Genomic DNA, 23,109 nt, shown 5'->3' with positions numbered 1-23,109 from the left:
AGGGAGAGAAGAGAGATGGAACTCCACGATCTGTGGTTCCTGCTGATCGCCGTGCTGTGGACGGGCTACTTCTTCCTGGAGGGCTTCGACTTCGGTGTCGGCGTCCTGACCAAGCTGCTGGCGCGCGACCGCACCGAGCGCCGGGTGCTGATCAACACCATCGGCCCGGTCTGGGACGGCAACGAGGTGTGGCTGCTCACGGCGGGCGGCGCGACCTTCGCGGCCTTCCCCGACTGGTACGCCACGCTGTTCTCCGGCTTCTACCTGCCGCTGCTGCTCATCCTGGTCTGCCTGATCATCCGGGGCGTCGCCTTCGAGTACCGGCACAAGCGCGACGAGGAGCGCTGGCAGGCCAACTGGGAGCACGCGATCTTCTGGACCTCGCTGCTGCCGGCCTTCCTGTGGGGCGTGGCCTTCGCGAACATCGTGCGCGGGGTGAAGATCGGGCCCGACAAGGAGTACGTCGGGAACTTCCTCGACCTGCTGAACCCCTACGCCCTGCTCGGCGGGTTCGTCACGCTGTTCCTCTTCACCTTCCACGGCGCGGTGTTCGTCTCGCTGAAGACCCTCGGGCCGGTGAAGGAGCGGGCGACGCTGCAGGCGACGTTCCTCGGGCTGGGTGCGGCGGTGCTGGCACTCGTGTTCCTGATCTGGACCCAGGCCGAATCCGGTGACGGCAAGTCGCTGGTCGCGCTGGTCGTCGCCGTGGTGGCGCTGCTCGGGGCGCTCGCGGCCAACTACGCGGGCCGCGACGGCTGGGCGTTCGCCCTGTCGGGGGTGACCATCGCGGCGGCCGTCGCGATGCTGTTCCTCTCGCTCTTCCCGGACGTCATGCCGTCCTCGCTCGACCCCGACTGGAGCCTGACGGTCGAGAACGCGTCGTCCACGCCGTACACCCTGCGGATCATGAGCTGGTGCGCGCTGCTGGCCACGCCCGTCGTGCTGATCTACCAGGGCTGGACGTACTGGGTGTTCCGCAAGCGCATCGGCACCCAGCACATCGCGGCCGACGAGGCGCCGGCGGCGGTGCGCTGACCATGAGGCCCGTCGACCCCCGGCTGCTGCGGTACGCCCGTGCCACCCGCGTCTTCCTCGCGGCGTCCGTGGCGCTGGGGCTGGCCGGGGCGGTGCTCGTCATCGCCCAGGCCGTCCTCATCGCGACGGTGGTCGTACGGGCCTTCGAGGACGGTGACCCGCTCGAGGCGCTGCGCACCCCGCTCCTCCTGCTGGCCCTCGTCGCCTGCGGCCGGGCGGCGGTGGCCTGGCTGACCGAGCTGGCCGCGCACCGGTGTGCGGCGGCGGTCAAGTCGGAGCTGCGGATACGGATGGTGGAGCAGGCCGCCGCGCTGGGCCCGGGTTGGCTGGCGGGGCAGCGGACGGGGGAGCTGGCGACGCTCGTCACGCGGGGCGTGGACGCGCTCGACGACTACTTCGCCAAGTATCTGCCGCAGTTGGGGCTGGCGGTCGTGGTCCCGGTGGCCGTGCTGGGCCGGATCGTCACGGACGACTGGGTCTCGGCGGCGGTCATCGCGGGGACCCTGCCCCTGATCCCCCTGTTCATGGTGCTCATCGGGTGGGCCACGGAGGCCGCGACGGGGCGTCAGTTCGCGCTGCTGTCACGGCTGTCGGGGCACTTTCTGGACGTGGTGGCGGGGCTGCCGACGCTGAAGGTGTTCGGGCGGGCGAAGGCGCAGGCGGACTCCATCCGCCGGATCACGGGGGAGTACCGGCGGGCCACGCTGCGCACCCTGCGGGTGGCGTTCCTGTCGTCCTTCGCCCTGGAGCTGCTGTCGACCATCTCCGTGGCGCTGGTCGCGGTCAGCATCGGCATGCGGCTGGTGCACGGGGAGCTGTCGCTCTACACCGGGCTGGTGGTGCTCATCCTCGCGCCCGAGGCGTATCTGCCGCTGCGGCAGGTGGGGGCGCACTATCACGCTGCCGCGGAGGGGGTGGCGGCCGCGTCGCGGGTGTTCGAGGTGCTGGAGGCGCCGGCCGCGCCGTCGTCCCTCGGGGCGCCGGCGGCCGGGGGCGCGCTGATCTCGGTCGACGGGGCCTCGGTCGCCTACCCCGGCCGGCCGTCGCTGCCGCTGCCGTCGTTCACGGTCGGGCCGGGGGAGATCGTGGCCCTCGCGGGGCCGTCGGGCGGGGGGAAGTCGACGGTGCTGGCGGCGGTGCTCGGGTTCGTGCCGGTGGCGTCGGGGTCGGTACGGGTGGCCGCGCCGGACCTCGCGGCGTGGCACCGGCAGGTGGCGTGGGTGCCGCAGCGACCGCATCTGTACGCGGGGACGGTGGCGGACAACGTCCGGCTCGCGGTGCCGGGGGCGTCGCCGTCCGCCGTACGGTCGGCGCTTGACGCCGCGGGGGCGGCGGACCTCGACCCGGCGCGGGTCGTCGGCGAGGGCGGTGCGGGGCTGTCCGCGGGCCAGCGGCAACGGGTCGCGCTGGCACGGGCGTTCCTGGCGGACCGGCCGGTGCTGCTGCTCGATGAGCCGACCGCCTCGCTCGACGGTGCGACGGAGGCGTCCGTCGTGGACGCCATGCGGCGCCTGGCGGCGGGCCGGTCCGTGCTCGTGGTGGCCCACCGGCCGTCGCTGCTGTCCCTCGCGACGCGGGTGGTCCCTTGCGGCGCCGCACCTTCGGCGCGGGGGGTTGCTCCCGTGGTGGCGCCTGGTCCGGTGGTTGCGCCTCGCGGGGCGGTGTCCCCTGCGGGGGGCTTGCCCGCGGCGGCGGGTGCGGCGCTCGGGTGCGGTCCCGCTGTCGGCTCCGCGCCTTCGGCGCGGGGGTTCGCCCCCACCCACCCACCCGTGCGGGGTGAGGACGTGTCCGGTGCGTTGGTCGCCTCTGGCGAGGGTGGGGGTGCGGAGCCCCAGGCCTGCGAGGAGGCGGTGACCGGGTCGGACGTGGCAGAGGCGGCGAGCTCGCAGCGTTCGACTCCGTGCGCTGCACCGACGCCGTCCACCCGCGCCCGGACAACGCTCCCCACGCCCACCACCGCCCACGACGAAACCGCACCCGCCGACGGAACGCCACCCGCTGCGGAGAGGGCCGAGCCCACGCAGACCAGCACCGGGCGGGCGGGCGGGGACACCCCCTCGCGCCGAAGGCGCGAGGACCACAGCGCGACCGCAGCCGCCGGCGCGGCGTCACCCGCTGCGGAGAGGGCCGAGCCCGTGCAGACCGGCGCCGGGCGGGCGGGTGGGGGCACCCCCTCGCGCCGGAGGCGCGAGGACCACAGCGTGACCGCAGCCGCCGGCGCGGCGTCACCCGCTGTGGAGGGGGCCGAGCCCGCGCGGACCGGTGGGGGCACCCCCTCTCGCCGGAGGCGCGCCAGCCTGACCGCAGACGTCGGCGCGGGTCCGACCGGGAGGTTCAGCGCGCGGCTCGGGCTCGCCGCCCTTCTGGGCGGCCTCGCGCTCGCGAGCGCGGTGGGGCTCATGGCCACCAGCGGGTGGCTCATCTCGCGCGCCTCCGAACAGCCTCCCGTCCTCTATCTGATGGTCGCCGTGACGGCGACAAGGGCGTTCGGCATCAGCAGGGCCGCCCTGAGGTACGCCGAGCGCCTCGTATCGCACGACGCCGTGCTGCGCCTGCTGGCGGACCTCCGCGCCGACGTCTACCGGCAGCTCGAACGCATCGCCCCCGCGGGGCTGAGGCAGACCCACCGCGGCGACCTCCTCGCCCGCCTCGTCGCCGACGTCGACGAACAGCAGGACCGCTACCTCCGCTGGCGGCTCCCCGCGATCCAGGCGGCGGCCGTCGCCACCGCGGCCACGGGGTTCACCGCCTGGCTCGACCCCGCCGCGGGCGCCGCCCTGGGCACCGGTCTCCTCGTGGCCGGAGTCGCCGCCCCGGCGATCAGCACCCGCGTCGCCCGCAGGGCCGCCGACCGCGTCGCCCCGCTGCGCGGCAGGCTCGCCGAGCAGACCGTCGACGTCCTCACCGGCACCGCCGAGCTCACCGTCGCCGGCGCCCTCCCGCGCCGTACCGCCGAACTCCGCGCCACCGACGCGGAGCTGCGCGCCACCGACGCCCGCAGCGCCGCCGCGCACGGTGTGGGGTCCGCGCTCACCGCCCTGGCCTGCGGGCTCACCGTGACGGCCGCCGCCGCGGCCGGCGTGGCCGCCGTGCACGCGGGCCGCATGGACGGCGTATGGCTCGCGGCCGTCGTCCTCGTACCGCTCGCCGCCTTCGAGGCCGTCGCCGGGATGCCGCAGGCACTGACGCACCGCGCCCGCGCCCGCCGCTCGGCGGCCCGGATCGCCGAGGTCGTCGAGGCACCGACGCCCGCCGCGCAGGGCAGCGGCCGGCCGCCGGCCGACCCGTTCCCGCTCACCCTGCGGGGGCTGAGCGCCCGCTACCCGGACAGCACCGCCCCTGCCCTCAAGGACGTGGACCTCACGCTCCCCCGCGGCCACCGGCTGGCCGTCGTCGGCCCCAGCGGCTCCGGGAAGACGACCCTCGCGAACGTCCTGCTGCGGTTCCTCGATGGGGACGGCGAAGGCGGCGACCCGACGCCGTACAGCCTCGCCCCCTACGACGCCGACGAAGTCCGCCGGATCGTCGGCCTCTGCGCCCAGGACGCCCACCTCTTCGACAGCAACCTCCGCGAGAACCTCCGCCTCGCCCGCCCCGACGCCACCGACGACGACCTGTGGCAGGCCCTCGCCGCCGCCCGGCTGGCGGACTGGGCCCGCGAGCTGCCCGACGGTCTCGACACCACGGTCGGCGAGGGCGCCGTACGCCTGAGCGGCGGGCAGCGGCAGCGCCTCGCGCTGGCCCGTGCGCTGCTCGCGGACTTCGGCGTGCTGGTGCTCGACGAGCCCGCCGAGCACCTCGACATGCCGACCGCCGACGCCCTGACCGCCGATCTGCTGGCCGCCACCGAGGGCCGTACGACCGTGCTGATCACGCACCGGCTGACCGGGCTGGACCAGGTGGACGAGATCGTCGTACTCGACGAGGGCCGGATCGTGCAGCGCGGCGACTGGGCGCGGCTGACCGCCGAGGACGGCCCCTTCCGCCGCACGCTGGAACGGGAGCGCGCGCTGCAGCCCGTATAGACCGCCGGGCCCCGCATCGTAAAGCCCGCTAATCCGGCTTTACGGACAAAACTCGCCCTAGGGTGGGGCCGTGACGCCCTCAAACGCGCCGGACGCCGCCATCGCCGCCTCCACCGCCACCCGCGGCCTGCAGGGCCTGCCCGCCGAGTTCGCCGAGCGGGTCTCCCAGCTGCTGCAGGCGATGCGCTCCATCGGCACCGGTCTCGACCTGCACAGCACCCTGGACAAGATCGCCGAGACCGCCGCCGAGCTGGCCGGCGCCCGTTACGCCTCGATCGTCGTCATCGACTCCTCGAGCGGCGACCTCTTCGACTTCGCGTCCTTCGGCGTGGACGAGGTGGACCGGGAGCTGATCGACGAGATCCCGGACGGCGAGGACGCCACGCTCACCGTCCCGATCGAGGTCGAGGGCGAGAACTTCGGCGACATCGTGCTGGCGCAGAAGGCGGGCGGCGGCCCGTTCACCGAGCAGGACCTGCAACTGGTGCGGGTCATCGCCACCGAGGCCGGGATCGCGATCGGCAACGCCCGGCTGTACGAGGAGAGCCGCCAGCGCGCCGACTGGATCGACGGCTCGAACGCGGTGACCACCGCCCTGCTGTCCATGGCCGACGCCAAGGACGCCCTGGAGGTCGTCGCCGAACAGGCCCGCACCCTGGCGAAGGCCGCCGCCGCGGTGGTGCTGCTGCCGCAGCGCGACGGCGACGGGCTGGAGATCGCCGCCGCGTCGGCGGCCGGGGACACCGAGGGCGTGGTGGGCACGGTGATCCCCTGGTACAGCCCGGTGGTGGCGAAACTGCAGGCCGGGGAAGCGGTGTTCGTCGAGGAGGCCGGGACCGACCCGCGGATGATCACCAACCTGGTGAAGGGGTTCGGTCCCAGCATGATGCTGCCGCTGCGCAGCGGGGGCCGGGTGCTGGGCAGCCTCGCCATCCCGCGCCGGGTCGGGGACCCGTCGTACACGGAGGCCGAGAAGACGCTGGCCACGCAGTTCGCCCGGCAGGCCGCGCTGGCGCTGGTGCTCTCCGAGGCGCAGCACGACCGCGAGCGCCTCGCGGTGTACGAGGACCGCGACCGGATCGCCCGCGATCTGCACGATCTGGTGATCCAGCGGCTGTTCGCCACCGGGATGATGCTGCAGGGCGCGCTGCAGATCGACGACATGGGCGAGGTGCGGGTGCGGATCGAGTCGACGGTGGAGCAGCTGGACCTGACGATCCAGGAGATCCGCTCCGCCATCTACTCCCTCCAGCAGCAGCCGCCCGACGCCCCGACCGCGCTGCGCGGACTGGTGCTGCGCGAGGTCGCCACGGCCGCCGCGACGCTCGGCTTCGAGCCGTCGGTGAGCTTCGTGGGCCGGGTGGACGCCGCCGCGGACGAGCTGACCTCCCGGCATCTGCTGGCCGCCCTGCGCGAGGCGCTGTCCAACGCCCAACGGCACGCCGAGGCCAGTCAGATCGGGGTGGTGGTCGACGCCACGGCCGAGCTGGCGGACGGCGCCCCGGCGCTGCGGCTGACGGTCGCGGACGACGGGGTGGGGCTGCCGGAGGAGTCGCGGCGCCGGGCTTCGGGCCTGCGCAACATCGCGGCGCGGGCGGAGGCGCTGGGCGGCTCCGCGTGGACGGAGGGCGGGCTGGGCGACGAGGGCTCGGGGACGTCGGTGGTGTGGCAGGTGCCGTCGCGGTGACCGAAGCCCGCGGCCCGCGCGGGGCCGTCCTCAGAGCCCGTGCAGCAGCTGCTCGATGACGACGGCCACGCCGTCCGCCTCGTTGGAGGCGGTACGCCCGGTGGTCGCGGCCAGCACCTCGGGATGCGCGTTGGCCATGGCGTACGACGTGCCGGCCCAGGCCAGCATCTCCATGTCGTTCGGCATATCGCCGAAGGCCACCACCTCCTCCGGGGAGATCTCCCGCGCCGCGCACCAGCGGGCCAGCGTGCTGGCCTTGCTGACGCCGAGCGCCGAGATCTCCAGCAGCGCGGACGGCGAGGAGCGGGTGAACTCCGCGCGCCGAGCCGCCCCGCGCCGGGCCAGGTCCAGGAACTCGTCGGGCGCCAGCCGGGTGTGGTGGGCGAGGAGCTTCAGCACGGGCTGGTCGGCGTGCTCCGCGTCCTCGGCGAGCAGCTTCTCGACGGGCGCCACGGTGGCCGCCGGGTCGAGGTGGAAGGGTGGGTAGTGCGGCTCGTAGTGGATGCCGCCGCTGCGCTCCACCGCGAACGACACCCCGGGCGCCAGCGCCCGCAGCGACTCCACGACCGCCAGCGCGTCCTCGTCCAGCAGCGGCCGTACCTCGACGATCGCGCCGCCGCGGCGCAGGTCGACGACGGAGGCGCCGTTGGCGCAGATGGCGAGGCCGTGGCCGTGGACGTGCTCGCTGACGACGTCCATCCAGCGGGCGGGACGCCCGGTGACGAAGCAGACCTGGATCCCGGCCTCCTCCGCCGCGGCGAGGGCGGCGACGGTGCGGTCGGAGACCGTCTTGTCGTTCCGCAGCAGGGTGCCGTCGAGATCGGTGGCGATGAGGCGGGGCCTCGGCAGCGCTGCTGGTGCTGGTGTGGTGGCTGTCAGTGCTTCGTCGCTCACCGGAGCATCATCCCCCATGCAGGCGCACGGTTGTGCAATGGGGCGCGCATTTGAGTGGTTCGCGCCCCCCAGGGGCCCTCCTACGGAACGGTGGCATGTCCGTCATCCCCACCAACTTGCGCATCTGACCGCACACCTGTTTCATATGCCCGCATTGCGCGCCCGAACGGAACGGGGCGCCAACTACGCCCATGGGGGGCAGACTTGAAGAGCAGGTATCGCCTGAGGCGGACCGTCTCGGCCGCCGCGGCGCTCGTCCTGGGGGGCGCGGGCCTCACCCTGGCGGCGGCGCCGGCCGCGCACGCGGCGACCGACGAGGTCGTGAAGCTGCCGATCGGCACCTTCTCCGCGATGGCCGTCGACTCGGCGCACCGCAAGGTGTTCATCGCGGACAGCACGCAGTACGACACCCCCGGCACCGTCGTCGTGTACGACTTCGACGGCCAGCGCCTGGCCACGCTGGCCGGGGCGTCGGCGGTCAACTCGCTGGCGCTCGGCGACGACGGCACCACGCTGTACGTCGCGGAGGCCCGGCGGATCGTCCGCTACGACACCGAGACCCTCGCCGAACTCGGCACCACGGCCACCAGCGAGGGCGTCTGCGGCGGTTCCATGGCGGCCTCGGGCGGACGCGTCTGGCACACCATGGCGTACAACTACGGCTGCGCCGCGGACGCCGTCTTCCGGCTGAACGGCGTGAGCGCCGACGGCTCGGCGTACACCACGACCGGATGGAGCGACACCGGGCTGCTGCGGCTCGCCGGGGGACCGGCCGGATCGGGCCGGCTCTATCTGGGGCAGTCGCCCAGCTACGGGATCGACGACCCCTATGTGACCGTGTTCGACACCAGCGGCGAGACCGTCGTACGCGGCCCGGTGCGGCGCTTCGCGAGCCCGACGTCGTACCGGCTGGACCTGCAGGACCTGGCCGCCTCCCCCGACGGGCGCTATGTCGCCGCCGCGGACTGGACGTCGCGCACCACCCGGCTCATGAACGCCGCCGACCTGTCGGACGCGGCGACCGGCTACCAGCCCTTCCCGGGCGAGTCGTACGGCACGGCGGTCGCCTTCAGTCCCGACGGCCGGTTCGTCGCGCGCGGCGCGTACGGCGTGGGCAGCAGCCCCGACCTGCTGGTGCAGGGCGCCGATCCGGAGAGCAGCCAGGAAGCGATCCAGTTCGCCTTCGCCGGCGCGCTCGACGGCGACTGGGTGGTCCCCGGGGGGCTGAGCTGGTCCGCCGACGGCACCCGGCTCTTCGCCGTCACCCGGGGCAACGGCCAGTACCTGCACATCCTGCAGCCCCCCGCCGCACAGTACGACTCCCGCTTCGCCGCCCCGCTCACCACCAGCCCCGGGCAGCCCGTGGCGTACGAGCCGCTCGCCCTGCGCGGCCGGCTGGAGCTGGACGGGCCCGCGCCCGTCGACCCGGCGAAGGTGCGGGCGGTGCGCACCGACGCCTCCGGCACGCACGAGCTGGCGGCGGCGACGGTCGCCGCGGACGGCACGTTCACCGTGCTCGACCAGCCGGTGCTCGTCGGCGAGGCGACGTACACCGTGTCCTACCTCGGCGACCTCACCCACCGCCCGGCGGCGGACGCGAGCCTGACGGTGCAGGTGGGCAAGGCCCCGACGGCGGTCGCGCTCACCGCCCCCGCCACGGGCACCCTGGACGGCGGCGTGGAGATCACCGGGAAGCTCACCGCGCAGGGCAAGTCGCTTCCCGCCGGGGTGACGCTGCGCGTGGAGCGCGCCGACCGGCTCGGCACGGGGACGCTGAGCTCCGTGGCGGTCGCGGCCGACGGCACGTTCCGGATCAACGACCTGCCGCGCACCCGCGGGGACGTCACGTACACCGTGACCTACCCGGGCGACGACCTGCACGAGGCGTCCACCGCCGCGGCGACGGTCTACGTCAGCAGGCACTGACCGGCCCGTCCGGCCCCCGCGTCGTACCGGACGGGGGCCGGACGGTCGTCCGTCAGGAGGGTCCGGGGATCGTCACCCCGTAGGGTTGTGCCATGCGACTGAGCACCGTGATCCTCCCGATCAAGCGCTGGCACGAGGGCGGGCGGGAGGACTGGCAGCGGGCCGAGGAGCTGGGCTTCCACACCGCCTACACCTACGACCACCTGTCGTGGCGGACCTTCCGCGACGGTCCGTGGTTCGGTGCCGTGCCGACGCTGACGGCCGCCGCCGCGGCCACCTCGCGGCTGCGCCTGGGCACCCTCGTCACCTCGCCGAACTTCCGGCACCCGGTGACGCTGGCGAAGGAACTCATCACGCTCGACGACGTGTCGAACGGCCGGATCACGCTCGGCATCGGCGCGGGCGGCTCCGGGTTCGACGCGACCGCGCTGGGGCAGACGCCGTGGACGCCGCGCGAGCGGGCGGACCGCTTCGGGGAGTTCGTACCGCTGCTGGACCGGCTGCTCACCCAGGACGTCGTGTCGTACCAGGGCGTGCACTACTCCGCCGACGAGGTGCGCAACATCCCCGGCTGCATGCAGCGCCCCCGGCTGCCGTTCGCGGTGGCGGCGACGGGCCCGCGCGGCATGCGCCTCGCGGTCATGCACGGCCAGGCGTGGGTCACCACGGGGGATCCGGCGCTGTACGAGACGGGCACCCCGCAGGAGTCGCTGGCCGCGGTGTACGGGCAGATCGGGCGGCTGACGGAGCTCGGGCACGCGGCGGGCCGCGACGTCCGGCCGATGGAGAAGATCATGCTCACCGGCTTCACCCCGGACCGCCCGCTGGAGTCCTTCGAAGCCTTCGTCGACTTCGCGGGCAGCCACGCGGAGGCGGGCATCACGGAGATCGTGATCCACTGGCCGGTCCCCGACACGTACTTCCACGCGGACCGGAAGATCTTCGAACGGATCGCCACGGAGGGCCTGGCCCAGCTGGGCGGCTGACGTCCGGGCCGGCCGTCCAGCCGGTGTTCCGAGGCAGCACCGGCTGCCTCCCGCGCTCAGTCATGGGGCTCACCCATCCGGTACGCCGTCGTCTCGCCCCGTTCCGCGACCGGTTCGAGGCAGCCCGCGCGGACCAGTGAGCGCAGGGCGGTCTCCGTCGCCTCCACGGTCAGGCCCGTGCGGCGGGCGATCAGCTCAGGCGGGGCGATGAGCGCGCCCTGTTCCAGCAGGCGGGGCAGGACGTACGAGGCGACCGTGCACGCCGCGTCGTCCAGGCGGTGCTCGCGGCGCCAGCGGTCGAGGACGCGCATGGTGGCGGGCAGCAGGGTGGGCCGGGGCGGGAGGCCCGGCAGCGGGGCGAGTCTGCGCAGGAGTTCGGTCATCCGTGCGGAGGTCTGGGCCAGCTCCGCGAGCGTCTCGGTCTGCCGCTCCTGGATGGCGGCGAGCATCGCCTGCGTCTCCACGGCCAGCAGCCCGTACGGATCGTGGTGGGGGATATCGGACATGGGGGAATGAAGACGCAGCCGGTGATCGCCGCGCAACCCGGCCAAGGCCGGTGCATGAACGTTTAGTTGGCTCCCGGAGCGGGTCCGCCCCGCCACCCGTCCCGCGAGCTTCCTTGCTGGTGGCGGTCCTGTTTTCGATTCCGTGCCGGGCCCGGGCGCCCGCGCGCCGCACACCCCGCGGCGGGCCTCAGGGGATCACCGGAACGAGCTACCGCCGGTCGTCAAAGCTTGACGCCGAATCCCCTCCAACCGGTGGCCGTGCGGCCGCCATCGCGTCCATCCGCCGCGCCTGAACCTCCCGTTCCGCCGCCGCCGCGACGAATCCGGCCACCCCGGACGCGCCCACCAACTCCTCCACCGCGCGCACCGTCTGCGCAGGCAGCACCACCCGGACGGGTTCCCGGGAGGGGCCCTCCGCGTGGCTGCCCGCGAGGTGCCGCCGCAACTGCCTGCCTGCCAAGGTACGCATGGCGCGGGCCAGTTCCGCGTCCACCGCCTGCCGCGCGAGCGGCCGCAGCCGCCGTACGAGCGCCGCCGCCCGAGCCGCCTCCGCGTCCGTCGGCGGACGGCCCAGCTGGAAGACGTGCCGGCTGGTGAAGTCGAGGAACCGGGCCGCGATCTCCTCCACCCGCCCGCGCAGCTCCAGCAGATGAGCGGATATCGCCGCCAGCGGCACCCCCGCCGCGTACAGCTCGGCCGCCACCCGCAGCTGCTGCGGGCTCGGCACCCGGAACAGGTCGTCGCGCTCCCCGACCCGCTCCAGCACCCCCAGCTCCAGGGCCTGCGCCACCGCCGCCTCGTCCCGCACCCCGCCGAACAGCTCCGCCAGCCCGTCCCGGGTGATCTGCCCCGACTCCTCGTCGGACCACGGCCCGTCCACCTCGGCGACCAGGCCCAGCACCCCGCCCAGGCCCCGCCCCGCGTCCCACGCCTCCAGCAGCTCCTTGATCGAGGCCAGCGTGTAGCCGCGGTCCAGCAGGTCCGCTATCTGCCGCAGCCGCGCCAGATGCGGGTCGCCGTACACGTTGGTGCGCCCGCGCCGCTCCGGCCGCGGCAGCAGGCCCCGGTCCTGATAGGCCCTTATCGTGCGCACCGTGGCGCCGCTGACCTGCGCCAGATCCTCTATCCGGTACTCGACGGCGGCCATCGCCCCTCCTTCGCCCAACCAGCCCTAACGCGGCGCCCCGTCCTCCCGCGCCCGTACGAACTCCCGTACCCATCCCGCCACCTGCTCCGGTCGCGTTCGCTGCACCCAGTGCCGGGCGTCCACCGTGCGGCGCACCAGCTCCGGCACCCACCGCTCCAGCCCGTCGTACAGGCCGGGGGCGATGAACGCGTCCCCGCTCGGCACGATCAGCTGCACCGGCACATGCGCGTGGGCGTCCGGGCGCGGACGCCGCAGCCGCGGGCGCACGTTGTCCCGGTACAGCCACACCCCGCGCGCGGCGTCCCCGGGAAGCGAGGCCGTCGGATAGTCCGTGGACGGGGTCCGCTCCAGCCGCTCGAGGATCCGCGGCCACCGCTTCCCCAGCGGCCCCCGCCACGCCAGCTCCGGCAGCCGCGGTACGAGCAGCGCGTACACGTGCAGGGCCCGCGCGGTCTGCCCCAGCAGCTGCGCCAGCCCCCGCGGCGTGGGCCGCCGCGTCCGCCCCGCAATCCAGTGGCCGAAGTGGTCGAGCGACGGCCCGGACATCGAGGTGAACGAGGCGATCCGCCCCCGCGTACGGTCCGCCGTGGCGAACTCCCAGCCCTGCACGGACCCCCAGTCGTGCCCCACGACGTGCACCGGCCGGTCCGGGCTCACCGCGTCCGCGACCGCCAGGAAGTCCGCCGTCAGCTTCTCCAGCGTGAAGCCGCCCTTCAGCGGCTCCGGGGCCGAGGAACCGCCGTGGCCGCGCACGTCGTACGCCACCACGTGCAGCTCGGGTGCCAGCCGGGCCGCGACCCCGTCCCACACCTCCTTGGTGTCGGGATAGCCGTGGATCAGGACGACCGTCGGCCCTGTGGCATCCCCCTGCGATGTCACACAGACAACGACCCCGTCCGCACCCCCGACCCGGAACTCCCGCACCACGACACCCCCTCCCGCGCCTCGCCGGGCCCCCGCCCGTCCGCGAAACTGACACCGACGACTGTGACAACACCGGATGACTCAGTCAATAGCCGCGCACACAGCCTGTGGATACCGCCGGTAACAGCGACTGAAGTAGCCCTCCCCGTCCACCTCAGGTACCGAAATCAGGGGCATCTCAGGGACTCCCGGCTGACGCGCGAAACCGCAGGCCCCGATAGCGTCGTCTCCGTGACTGTGATCGCCACCGAAAGCCTCAGCAAACGGTTCCCCCGGGTGACCGCACTCGACAGCCTGACCATGGGCATCGAGCCGGGCGTGACGGGGCTGGTCGGCGCGAACGGGGCGGGGAAGTCCACCCTGATCAAGATCCTTCTGGGCCTCTCCCCGGCCACCGAAGGCAACGCCGCCGTCCTCGGCCTCGACGTACGCACCAAGGGCCCCGCCATCCGCGAACGCGTCGGCTACATGCCCGAACACGACTGCCTGCCCCCCGACGTCTCGGCCACCGAGTTCGTCGTCCACATGGCACGCATGTCGGGCCTGCCGCCCACCGCCGCCCGCGAACGCACCGCGGACACCCTGCGCCACGTCGGCCTGTACGAGGAGCGCTACCGCCCCATCGGCGGCTACTCCACGGGCATGAAGCAGCGCGTCAAACTCGCCCAGGCGCTCGTCCACGACCCCCAGCTGGTCTTCCTCGACGAGCCCACCAACGGCCTCGACCCCGTCGGCCGCGACGACATGCTCGGCCTGATCCGCCGCGTGTGGACCGAGTTCGGCATCTCGGTGCTGGTCACCTCCCACCTCCTCGGCGAACTCGAGCGCACCTCCGACCACGTCGTCGTCATCGACGGCGGCCGCCTCCTGCGCTCCAGCTCCACCCAGGACTTCACCCAGTCCACGACCACCGTCGCGGTCGAGGTCACCGACTCGGAGACCCACCCCGACGGCACGGCCGCCCTGCACACCGCGCTCACCGAGTCCGGCCTCACCCTGCACACCGAGGGCCATCTGCTGTACGTCGAGGCCGCCGACACCGACGACTGGAAGGCGTACGACACCATCCGCGACGCCGTCGCCGGCCTCGGACTCGGCCTCGTACGCATGGAGCAGCGCCGTCACCGCATCGCCGAGATCTTCAGCACCGACACCCCCGGGGGCAGCAGTGACGCAGCCTGACACGACCGCGGCCGGCATCCCGCCGCGCCCCGGCCCGCAGACCAACGGCACCGACGTCATCCACGACATCGGCTACCGCCACTACGACGGCCCCCGCCTCGGCCGCGGCTACGCCCGCCGCTCCCTGTACGTGCAGTCCCTGCGCGGCGCCTACGGACTCGGCCGCTCCGCCAAGTCCAAGGTCCTGCCGATGATCCTGTACGGGCTGATGTGCCTGGTCGCACTGATCATCGCGGCCGTGGCGATCTACTCGGGGACGATGAAGAAGCTCCCCATCGAGTACACCGACTACGCGCAGATCATGACCCTGGTGGTCTACCTCTACCTCGGCTCCCAGGCGCCCCAGTCCGTCTCCCGGGACCTGCGCTTCAAGTCCGTACCGCTGTACTTCTCGCGCCCCATCGAGCGCGTCGACTACGTGTCGGCGAAGTACGCGGCCCTGTCCACGGCCATGTTCATCTTCACCGCCAGCCCGCTGCTGCTGCTCTACCTCGGCTCGCTGCTCGCCAAGTTCGACTTCGCCGACAACACCAAGTGGTTCCTGCAGGCCCTCGTCGGCGCCGCCCTGATGTCGCTGCTGTTCTCCGCCCTCGCCCTGCTCATCGCCGCGCTCACCCCGCGGCGCGGCTTCGGCGTCGCCGCCGTCATCGCCGTCTTCTTCGTCACCTACGGCGCCGCCGGCGCGATCATGGGCATCAGCTACGACCAGGGCGAGTACGACGTGATCGGCTGGGCCGCACTCGGCTCCCCGACCTGGCTCGTCGACAGCATCCAGGCCACCTTCCTGGGCGCCCAGGCCAACACGCCCGAGAACATCGAACCCTCCACGGCCGCCGGCATCGCCGCGCTCGCCGTCTGCTTCGCCGTCATCGCCGGCTGCTTCGCCCTGCTGCTGCGCCGCTACCGAAAGGCAGGGCTGTAACAGACATGACCACCATCAGCATCGACCGCGTCTCCCGCTGGTTCGGCAACGTCGTCGCCGTCAACGACGTCACCATGACCATCGGCCCCGGCATCACCGGCCTCCTCGGCCCCAACGGCGCCGGGAAGTCCACCCTGATCAACATGATGGCGGGTTTCCTCGCCCCCTCGGGCGGCGCCGTCACCCTCGACGGCACCACCATCTGGCGCAACCAGGACGTCTACCGCGCCATCGGCCTCGTCCCCGAGCGCGAGGCAATGTACGACTACCTCACCGGCTGGGAGTTCGTGCTCGCCAACGCCGAGCTGCACGGCCTGCCGAACCCGCGCGAGGCCGCCAAGAAGGCCCTGGCCACGGTGGAGATGGAGTACGCGCAGAACCGCAAGATCTCGACGTACAGCAAGGGCATGCGCCAGCGGGTCAAGATGGCCTCCGCCCTCGTCCACGAGCCGTCCGTGCTGCTCCTCGACGAGCCGTTCAACGGCATGGACCCGCGCCAGCGCATGCATCTGATGGACCTGCTGCGGCAGATGGGCGCCGAGGGCCGCACCGTCCTGTTCTCCTCCCACATCCTGGAGGAGGTCGAACAGCTCGCCGCCCATATCGAGGTCATCGTCGCCGGCCGGCACGCCGCGTCCGGCGACTTCCGCAAGATCCGCCGGCTGATGACCGACCGGCCGCACCGCTACCTCGTACGCTCCAGCGACGACCGGGCCCTGGCGTCCGCCCTCATCGCCGACGCCTCCACGGCCGGCATCCAGCTCGACTACACCGAGCGGGCGCTGGCCGTCCAGGCCATCGACTTCAACCGCTTCACCGAGCTGCTCCCCCGCGTCGCCCGCGACGCCGGCATCCGGCTCTACACGGTCTCGCCCTCCGACGAGTCCCTGGAATCGGTCTTCTCCTACCTCGTCGCCAGTTAAGGAGCCGTTGTGTATCACCCCACGGTCGCCCGGCTCACCTACCGGGCGCTGCTCGGCCGCAAGCGCGCGCTCATCATGTTCGCGCTGCCGGCCCTGCTCCTCGTCATCGCGATCCTCGTACGGGCCCTCGTCGGCGCCGACGACGAGGTCGCCAACAGCATCCTCGGCGGCTTCGCCGTCGCCACGATGGTGCCGCTCATCGGCGTCATCGCCGGCACGGGCGCCATCGGCCCGGAGATCGACGACTCGTCGATCGTCTACCTCCTTGCCAAGCCCGTGCCCCGGCACACGATCATCCTCACCAAGCTGGTCGTCGCCATCGGCGTCACGATGGCCTTCTCCGCCATCCCCACCCTGCTCGCCGGCTACATCCTCAACGCCAACAGCCAGCAGCTCGCGGTGGCGTACGCCCTCTCCGCGGCGATCGCCTCCGTCGCCTACGCCGCGCTGTTCCTCTTCCTCGGCACGATCACCAAGCACGCCGTGCTCATCGGCCTCATCTACGCCCTCATCTGGGAGTCCCTCTTCGGCTCCCTCGTCGAGGGCGCCCGCACCCTGTCCATCCAGCAGTGGGCCCTGGCCATCGGCGAACGCCTCGGCGAGGGCGGCTACCTCCTGTCGGACGTGGCCCTCCCCACGGCGATCGTCCTGCTGGTCGTCGTCACCGCCGCGGCGACGTGGTCCGCGGGACAGCGACTGCGGTCGCTGACGCTGGCGGGGGAGGACTGAGGGGGTGCCGGTGGAGGGACGTCCTGCCCCTCCACCGGCACCCTTCGGCCTACTGCCGCCGCTTACGCCGCCTGGCCGGCGGCAGGTGCGGCCGCTGGACGCCGGGCAGCGGCGTCGGCCACGCGTCTTCCAGCAGCTCCATCCGCGCGTCGAGGCGCAGCACGTCCTGCCGTGTGGCACACAGCTCGACGTTGATCGCGTTCACGACGTGCTGCGTCTGTGTCACCTTCCGGTCGACGGAATCGAGCCGGGTCGACATACCGTGCAGCACGGTGCCGATGTGGTGCAGGGCGTCGCCGATGTCCGTCCCACCGGGCTCGTACTCCCGCTCCCACGGCTCGGGCTCCGGCTCGGGGCGGGTCGCCCTGCGGGACGCCTCCTCGACGTCGAGGAGATACGTCCGCACGCGCCGGGCGACGGCGCTGTCGCGCAGCAGCATCGCGACGTTGAGGATGGCGCGGCGGGGCCACAGAGCCAGGCTGTTGCGGCGCTGTGGATAACTTTCCGATGAGACCGACATGCTGTCGGTCTCATATTCCCGCAGCTCAGCGCCACGCATGATGTGGAAGCCACTCTCATCGAGCTCGTTCCGGTGTCGCTCCAGGAGCTTCTGGAGCGTCTTCAGGTCGACCTCGAAGTAGTCGGCGACCATCCTGGTGGTGACATGCAGCCCATCCGGCAGCATCACCAACGCCTTCACCTTGTCCAGGACGTGCGTACGCCCCGCGAAGCTGTCCCGCATCGCGCGGGACTCCAGTAGTGCGTTTTCGGGCAGCATCAAGCAGCCCCTCCCTTGGGGGGATTGATCGAGTCGGTTGAGGGGACGCCCGTACCCAGGGCCCACAGGGGTGGAGGCTGCAGGGTTTCGTAGCTACTCGCGTTATCACCGGCTGCTCGTCGAGAGCTTCGACAGCGCCGGCACCCACAGCGTCATGCGTTACGTATCAACTCGCGTCAGGTAGTTGCCTCCACGCACAAGAGACAACGACCGGAAAATCGTAAGGTTACGCACCGAGGTGCCTCGGTACCACTAGGTACACAGCCGCGGCGGTCAGCCCGCCGGCAGCAGTCGCTCCAGCACCAGCGCGATTCCGTCGTCCTCGTTCGACGACGTGACCTCGTCCGCCACCGCCAGTACCTCCGCGTGGGCGTTGCCCATGGCGACGCCGTGGCCCGACCAGTGGAACATCGGGATGTCGTTCGGCATGTCGCCGAAGGCGATCGCCGACGAGCCCGGGAGTCCGAGGCGGCGGGCCGCCAGGCGCAGGCCTGTGGCCTTCGACAGGCCCTGGGGGAGGAGTTCGATCGTGTCGTGGCCCGCCAGGACCACCGACAGCAGCGAGCCGACCGCCTGGGTCGCGACCGCCGTCAGCTCGTCGTCCGACAGCGTCGGGTGCTGGATGTACAGACGGCCCAGCGGGGCCGACCAGAGCTCCGCGCGGTTGTCGATGTACTCGACGCCCAGACCGTCCGCCGGCGTGCGGAACGCGCGCTCGAAGAGGACCGCGCCCTGCAGACCGTCCAGGCTCGCGGCCACCGCGAGCGGGCCCGTCTCCGCCTCGATCTTCTCCAGCGCCGTCCGCGCCACCATCCGGTCCAGCGTCACGGAGGTCAGCAGCCGGTGCGTGCCCGCGTCGTACAGCTGCGCCCCCTGGCCGCACACGGCCAGCCCCTCGTAGCCGAGGTCGTCCAGGATCGGGCGCACCCACGGCACCGCGCGCCCCGTGACGACGATGTGCGCCGCCCCCGCCGCGCAGGCGTCCACCAGCGCGGCGCGCGTACGCGGCGAGATCGTGCCGTCCCGGCGCAGCAGCGTCCCGTCGAGGTCCGTGGCGATCAGGTCGTACGGGAACGCGGGCGCGGGACTCATCGGGCGATGGGCTCCAGCACCTCACGGCCGCCGAGATAGGGACGCAGCACCTCGGGCACCCGCACGGAGCCGTCGGCCTGCTGGTGGTTCTCCAGGATCGCCACGATCGTCCGCGGTACGGCGCACAGCGTGCCGTTCAGCGTGGCCAGCGGGCGCACCTTGCCCTCCTCGCGCATCCGGACCGACAGGCGCCGCGCCTGGAACTCGTCGCAGTTGGAGGTGGACGTCAGCTCGCGGTACTTGCCCTGCGTGGGGATCCACGCCTCGCAGTCGTACTTGCGGGACGCCGACAGACCGAGGTCGCCGCTCGCCACGTCGATCACCTGGAACGGCAGCTCCAGCGACGTCAGCCACTGCTTCTCCCAGTCCAGCAGCCGCTTGTGCTCCGCCGCGGCGTCCTCCGGGGCGACGAACGAGAACATCTCCACCTTGTCGAACTGGTGGACCCGGATGATCCCCCGGGTGTCCTTGCCGTGCGAGCCGGCCTCGCGCCGGAAGCAGGGCGAGAAGCCCGCGTACCGCAGCGGCAGCTGGGCGGCGTCGAGGATCTCGTCCATGTGGTACGCCGCGAGCGTGACCTCCGACGTACCGACCAGATAGCGGTCGTCCTTGTCGAGGTAGTACACGTCCTCGGCCGCCTGGCCGAGGAAGCCCGTGCCCTCCATCGCGCGCGGCTTGACCAGCGCCGGGGTGAGCATCGGGGTGAAGCCGGCCGCGGTGGCCTGGGCGATGGCCGCGTTGACCAGCGCCAGCTCCAGCAGGGCGCCGACGCCCGTCAGGTAGTAGAAGCGCGAGCCGGAGACCTTCGCCGCCCGCTCGGTGTCGATGGCGCCGAGCAGGGCGCCCAGCTCCAGATGGTCCTTCGGCTCGAAGCCCTCCGCGGCGAAGTCGCGGGGCGAGCCGACGGTCTCCAGCACGGCGAAGTCGTCCTCGCCGCCGACCGGGACCTCGGGGTTGACGAGGTTGGCGATGCGCAGCAGCAGGGCCTGGGCCTCCTCGGCCGCCGCGTCCTGCTCCGCGTTCGCGGCCTTGACCGCGTCCGAGAGCTCCTTCGTCTTCTTCAGCAGCTCGGTCTTGTCGTCGCCCTTGGCCTGGGCGACCTGCTTGCCCAGCTGCTTCTGCTGGGCGCGGAGCTCGTCGAAGCGGACGCCGGAGGACCGACGGCGCTCGTCGGCGGAGAGCAGTTCGTCGACGAGGGCGACGTCCTCTCCACGGGCGCGCTGGGAGGCGCGGACTCGGTCGGGGTCCTCACGGAGCAGACGAAGGTCAATCACGGGCCCAAGGCTACCGGGGCGGGGGGCGGGCGCTCGACCCACAATTCCAGTGTGTTGGTTTTTGTCCGTTTTGAGAGTTAAATTGTGTCTTGTCGTTCGGCTGGAAATGAACGGGTCAAGGCTGATTCCCGGGAATGCCCGACAGGTGACAAAACGGGCGGAGCGTTGACGTCCGCCGGGTCCCCCCAAGGGGACCGGGTGCTTCCTTTTCCACAAGGGATCAGGCGGCCCACGGAATTATCCACAGGTTACCGGGGCGTCCTGTGGATGTCGGAGATGATCCTTCCGTTCCCGGCCCGAGCAGCGCAGGATTCCCGGTTTAAACATCAACTACACCCCCTTTAGGGCGGGAATGCGTACCCCCAAAGAGTGGATCAGGGGAATTCTGCTGACGGATCCCTATCCGTCCCCCTGTGGATCAATCTGGGGTCAGTAGACAGACTTGTCGACAATGTCCGATGCGTGTGTCGACTTGTTCACAGGTCGAGTCGGCAGCCTGTGGATAACTTTCGCTTCCTGTGCACAACGCCGACCGGTCAGACGAAACGCCTGCTCACCCAGGCCCCGCGGACCGGTGGGGCGCGCCTAGGCCCGACCGTCAAGGCAGCGGTTCAGCCAGTCCGACGCCGTCACGAAGTCGGGGTCCGACGTCCCGGGCCGCAGCGGCTTCACCTGGGCGGGGCCCACCCCGGCCCGCGGATACGAACCGAGGAAGCGGACCTGCGGGCAGATCCGCTTCAGGCCCATCAGCGCCTCGCCGACCCGGCGGTCGGTGATGTGGCCCTCGGCGTCCACCGAGAAGCAGTAGCGCCCGATGCCCTCGCCGGTCGGCCGCGACTCGATGCGCAGCAGGTTCACGCCGCGTACGGCGTACTCCTGGAGCAGCTCCATCAGCGCGCCCGGGTGGTCGTCGCCCAGCCAGATGACGACGGACGTCTTGTCCGCGCCGGTGGGCGCGGCGGGGCGGGCGGGGCGGCCGACCAGGACGAAGCGGGTCTCGGCGTTCTGGGCGTCGTGGATGTCGGTGAACAGCGGCTCCAGCCCGTACACGGAGGCCGCGAACTCGCCGGCGAAGGCGCCGTCCACATGGCCCTCCTGCACCCGGCGGGCGCCGTCGGCGTTGGAGGCGGAGGACTCCCACTCGGCGTCGGGGAGGTTGGCCGCCAGCCACTTGCGCACCTGCGGCTGGGCGACGGGGTGGCCGGTGACGGTCTTGATGTCGGCGAGCGTCGTGCCGGGGCGTACCAGCAGCGCGAAGGCGATGGGCAGCAGCACCTCGCGGTAGATCATCAGCGGTGCGCCGAGGGCGAGTTCGTCGAGCGTCGCCGTCACGCCGCCCTCGACGGAGTTCTCGATCGGGACGAACGCGCCGGCCGCCTCACCGGTGCGGACCGCGTCGAGGACGGCCGGTACGGAGACCATCGGCACCAGCTCGCGCGTGGCGGCCTCGGGCAGGGTGCGCAGTGCGGCCTCGGTGAAGGTCCCTTCGGGGCCGAGGTAGGTGTAGCGGCTCGAGCTCATGCGGCAGGCTCCCGGTCCGGTCGGCGAGAACGTCACGATACCCACCGGCGTGCGCCGGTTTCCCCGCTGTCCGCCGACTGGACGGGGCGGACGGGCCCCCGCTGTCCGCCGACTGCACGGGGCGACCGGCCCCCGACGTCCGCCGACTGGACGGGCCGACCGGCCCCCCGCTGTCCGCCGACTGCACGGGGCGACCGGCCCCCGACGTCCGCCGACTGGACGGGGCGGCGGGGGTCCGCCTGGCGTGACCCCGACCTCACCCCTCCAGCAGCCGCTGCCCCACGTACTCCCCCTCCGCCGCCCCGCCCGGGACCGCCCACAGGGCGCTGGCCTCGTGGCTGAGGAAGCGGGAGAGGCCGTCGCCGCGGTCCAGCTTGCGCTGGACGGGGACGAAGCCCTTCAGCGGATCCGCCTGCCAGGCGACGAACAGCAGCCCCGCGTCCGGGGCGCCGTCGTCACGCAGCCCGTCGTCGTACGAGAAGGGGCGGCGGAGCATCGCGGCGCCGCCGTTGGACTCGGGGGCGGCGACGCGGACATGGGCGTCGCCGGCGATGGCGAGCGCGCCGTCCGCGCCCATCTTCGCCAGGTCGACGGGTGTGCGCTCGCCGCCGCCGGACAGGGGCGCGCCGTCGGACTTGCGGCGGCCGATGACCTTCTCCTGGCGGGCGAGGCCGAGCTGCTCCCAGCGGTCGAGGAGCATGCGGATCCGGCGGAAGACGGCGTAGGAGCCGTCCGCCATCCACTCGGGCGACCCGGACGCGGGGACGAAGACGCGGGCGGCGAAGTCGTCGTCGGAGGGCCGGGGGTTGTTGGTGCCGTCGACCTGGCCCATGAGGTTGCGGGCGGTCATCGGGGAGGCCGTGGCGCCGGGGGTGCGGTTGAAGCCGCGCGCCTGCCAGCGTACGGAGGCGGTGTCCGCGGCGTCGCGGACCAGGGCGCGCAGGGCGTGGTAGGCGACGAGGGCGTCGTCGGCGCCGATCTGGATCCACAGGTCGCCGTCGCCGCGCCGCGGGTCGAGGGCGTCGGCGGAGAACGCCGGCAGGGGCGCGAGCGCTTCGGGCCGCCGGGTGGTGAGGCCGGTGCGGTCGAAGAACGTGCGCCCGAAGCCGAAGGTGACCGTCAGGGACGACGGGCCCGCGTCCAGGGCGATGCCGGTGTCGCCGTCGGTGGCCGGTTCGCCCGCGGTGAGCCGGGCGGCGGTGCGCGACCAGCGCCGCATGAGGGCGGCGGCCTCCGCGCGCCCGGCACCGGCCGCGAGGTCGAAGGCGGCGAGGTGGCCGGCTGCCTGCAGCGGGGTGGTGATGCCGGCCTGGTGCGTGCCGTGGAACGGCACCCGGGTGGCGCCGACGGTGGTGAGCGCGGCGGGTTCGTCCCGCAGCGCCGCGCCCGTGGCGGCGCCCCCGGCCGCGCCGGCGACGAGGCCCGCCGCCCCCGCGGCGCCCGCGGTGCCGAGGAGCCGGCGCCGGGAGAGGCCGCCGTCGGGTGTCTCGGGCGCCCGGGTGGCGGGGACGGCGGCCGCGGGCCGCTTCGTACGACTGCTGTTGCCCTGTGCTGTCAT

General features: G+C 72.8%; 17 protein-coding genes and 1 pseudogene. 9 read left to right on the top strand and 9 right to left on the bottom strand.

Features of this window, described 5'->3' with window-relative positions; genetic code table 11:
- Positions 1 to 15: 15 nt before the first annotated feature.
- From cydB to AB0M28_RS01070, 3 genes are all read left to right on the top strand, one after another.
- Entirely contained in the window at positions 16 to 1,035 is a 1,020-nt protein-coding gene (gene cydB, locus AB0M28_RS01080) for a cytochrome d ubiquinol oxidase subunit II (protein ID WP_365395590.1), read from the top strand.
- 2 nt (positions 1,036 to 1,037) lie between these two features.
- On the top strand, positions 1,038 to 5,060 hold the full coding sequence (gene cydD, locus AB0M28_RS01075; RefSeq protein WP_365395587.1) for a thiol reductant ABC exporter subunit CydD: 4,023 nt from the start codon (positions 1,038 to 1,040) through the stop codon (positions 5,058 to 5,060).
- Between the two features lie 70 nt (positions 5,061 to 5,130).
- Positions 5,131 to 6,747 (top strand): GAF domain-containing protein, encoded by a 1,617-nt coding sequence (locus tag AB0M28_RS01070; RefSeq protein ID WP_365395584.1) that lies wholly within the window; start codon positions 5,131 to 5,133, stop codon positions 6,745 to 6,747.
- A 30-nt stretch (positions 6,748 to 6,777) separates the two neighbouring features.
- Here the strand turns inward: AB0M28_RS01070 and AB0M28_RS01065 are convergent, their stop codons facing one another.
- Complete coding sequence (locus AB0M28_RS01065) at positions 6,778 to 7,659, bottom strand: Cof-type HAD-IIB family hydrolase (protein WP_365395581.1); 882 nt, start codon at positions 7,657 to 7,659, stop codon at positions 6,778 to 6,780.
- A gap of 186 nt (positions 7,660 to 7,845) precedes the next feature.
- Between AB0M28_RS01065 and AB0M28_RS01060 the strand changes: the two genes are divergently transcribed.
- Both AB0M28_RS01060 and AB0M28_RS01055 read left to right on the top strand, forming a co-directional pair.
- Entirely contained in the window at positions 7,846 to 9,567 is a 1,722-nt protein-coding gene (locus AB0M28_RS01060; RefSeq protein ID WP_365395579.1) for an Ig-like domain repeat protein, read from the top strand.
- 92 nt (positions 9,568 to 9,659) lie between these two features.
- Positions 9,660 to 10,553, top strand: a complete 894-nt coding sequence (locus AB0M28_RS01055) for an LLM class flavin-dependent oxidoreductase (protein ID WP_365395576.1) — start codon at positions 9,660 to 9,662, stop codon at positions 10,551 to 10,553.
- A 56-nt stretch (positions 10,554 to 10,609) separates the two neighbouring features.
- On the opposite strand, the gene AB0M28_RS01050 is transcribed toward AB0M28_RS01055, so the two are convergent.
- The 3 genes and pseudogenes from AB0M28_RS01050 to AB0M28_RS01040 form a co-directional block, all read right to left on the bottom strand.
- The gene (locus tag AB0M28_RS01050) at positions 10,610 to 11,059 is read right to left on the bottom strand and encodes a hypothetical protein (RefSeq protein WP_365395574.1); all 450 of its coding nucleotides are present in this window, start codon (positions 11,057 to 11,059) and stop codon (positions 10,610 to 10,612) included.
- Between the two features lie 208 nt (positions 11,060 to 11,267).
- Entirely contained in the window at positions 11,268 to 12,206 is a 939-nt protein-coding gene (locus AB0M28_RS01045; protein ID WP_365395571.1) for a MerR family transcriptional regulator, read from the bottom strand.
- A gap of 36 nt (positions 12,207 to 12,242) precedes the next feature.
- Positions 12,243 to 13,133, bottom strand: a pseudogene (locus tag AB0M28_RS01040) (alpha/beta fold hydrolase); the annotation flags it as partial.
- Between the two features lie 228 nt (positions 13,134 to 13,361).
- Here AB0M28_RS01040 and AB0M28_RS01035 point away from each other — a divergent pair.
- From AB0M28_RS01035 to AB0M28_RS01020, 4 genes are read left to right on the top strand one after another with little or no spacing between them, the layout of a single operon-like run.
- Positions 13,362 to 14,312 (top strand): ABC transporter ATP-binding protein, encoded by a 951-nt coding sequence (locus AB0M28_RS01035; RefSeq protein ID WP_365395568.1) that lies wholly within the window; start codon positions 13,362 to 13,364, stop codon positions 14,310 to 14,312.
- Positions 14,313 to 14,328: 16 nt separating this feature from the next.
- A complete protein-coding gene (locus AB0M28_RS01030; protein ID WP_365395662.1) occupies positions 14,329 to 15,234 on the top strand; it encodes an ABC transporter permease in 906 nt (301 codons plus the stop codon).
- Between the two features lie 5 nt (positions 15,235 to 15,239).
- Complete coding sequence (locus AB0M28_RS01025; RefSeq protein ID WP_365395565.1) at positions 15,240 to 16,157, top strand: ABC transporter ATP-binding protein; 918 nt, start codon at positions 15,240 to 15,242, stop codon at positions 16,155 to 16,157.
- 9 nt (positions 16,158 to 16,166) lie between these two features.
- Entirely contained in the window at positions 16,167 to 16,886 is a 720-nt protein-coding gene (locus tag AB0M28_RS01020) for an ABC transporter permease subunit (protein ID WP_365395562.1), read from the top strand.
- 49 nt (positions 16,887 to 16,935) lie between these two features.
- On the opposite strand, the gene AB0M28_RS01015 is transcribed toward AB0M28_RS01020, so the two are convergent.
- The 5 genes from AB0M28_RS01015 to efeB all read right to left on the bottom strand — a co-directional run bounded on the left by AB0M28_RS01015 (position 16,936) and on the right by efeB (position 23,109).
- Entirely contained in the window at positions 16,936 to 17,664 is a 729-nt protein-coding gene (locus AB0M28_RS01015; protein WP_365395559.1) for a hypothetical protein, read from the bottom strand.
- Positions 17,665 to 17,937: 273 nt separating this feature from the next.
- Positions 17,938 to 18,756 (bottom strand): HAD family hydrolase, encoded by an 819-nt coding sequence (locus AB0M28_RS01010; RefSeq protein WP_365395557.1) that lies wholly within the window; start codon positions 18,754 to 18,756, stop codon positions 17,938 to 17,940.
- Positions 18,753 to 20,030 (bottom strand): serine--tRNA ligase, encoded by a 1,278-nt coding sequence (gene serS, locus AB0M28_RS01005; RefSeq protein ID WP_365395554.1) that lies wholly within the window; start codon positions 20,028 to 20,030, stop codon positions 18,753 to 18,755. Before serS ends, AB0M28_RS01010 begins: the two co-directional genes overlap by 4 nt.
- Before the next feature lie 585 nt (positions 20,031 to 20,615).
- Entirely contained in the window at positions 20,616 to 21,551 is a 936-nt protein-coding gene (gene pheA, locus AB0M28_RS01000) for a prephenate dehydratase (RefSeq protein ID WP_365395551.1), read from the bottom strand.
- Positions 21,552 to 21,807: 256 nt separating this feature from the next.
- A complete protein-coding gene (gene efeB, locus AB0M28_RS00995; RefSeq protein ID WP_365395549.1) occupies positions 21,808 to 23,109 on the bottom strand; it encodes an iron uptake transporter deferrochelatase/peroxidase subunit in 1,302 nt (433 codons plus the stop codon).

The sequence above is a fragment of the Streptomyces sp. NPDC051940 genome, from assembly GCF_040680895.1.
Lineage (GTDB): Bacteria > Actinomycetota > Actinomycetes > Streptomycetales > Streptomycetaceae > Streptomyces.
The sequence above is the reverse complement of the archived record's forward strand: the minus strand, read 5'-3'. Positions and strand labels throughout refer to the sequence as shown.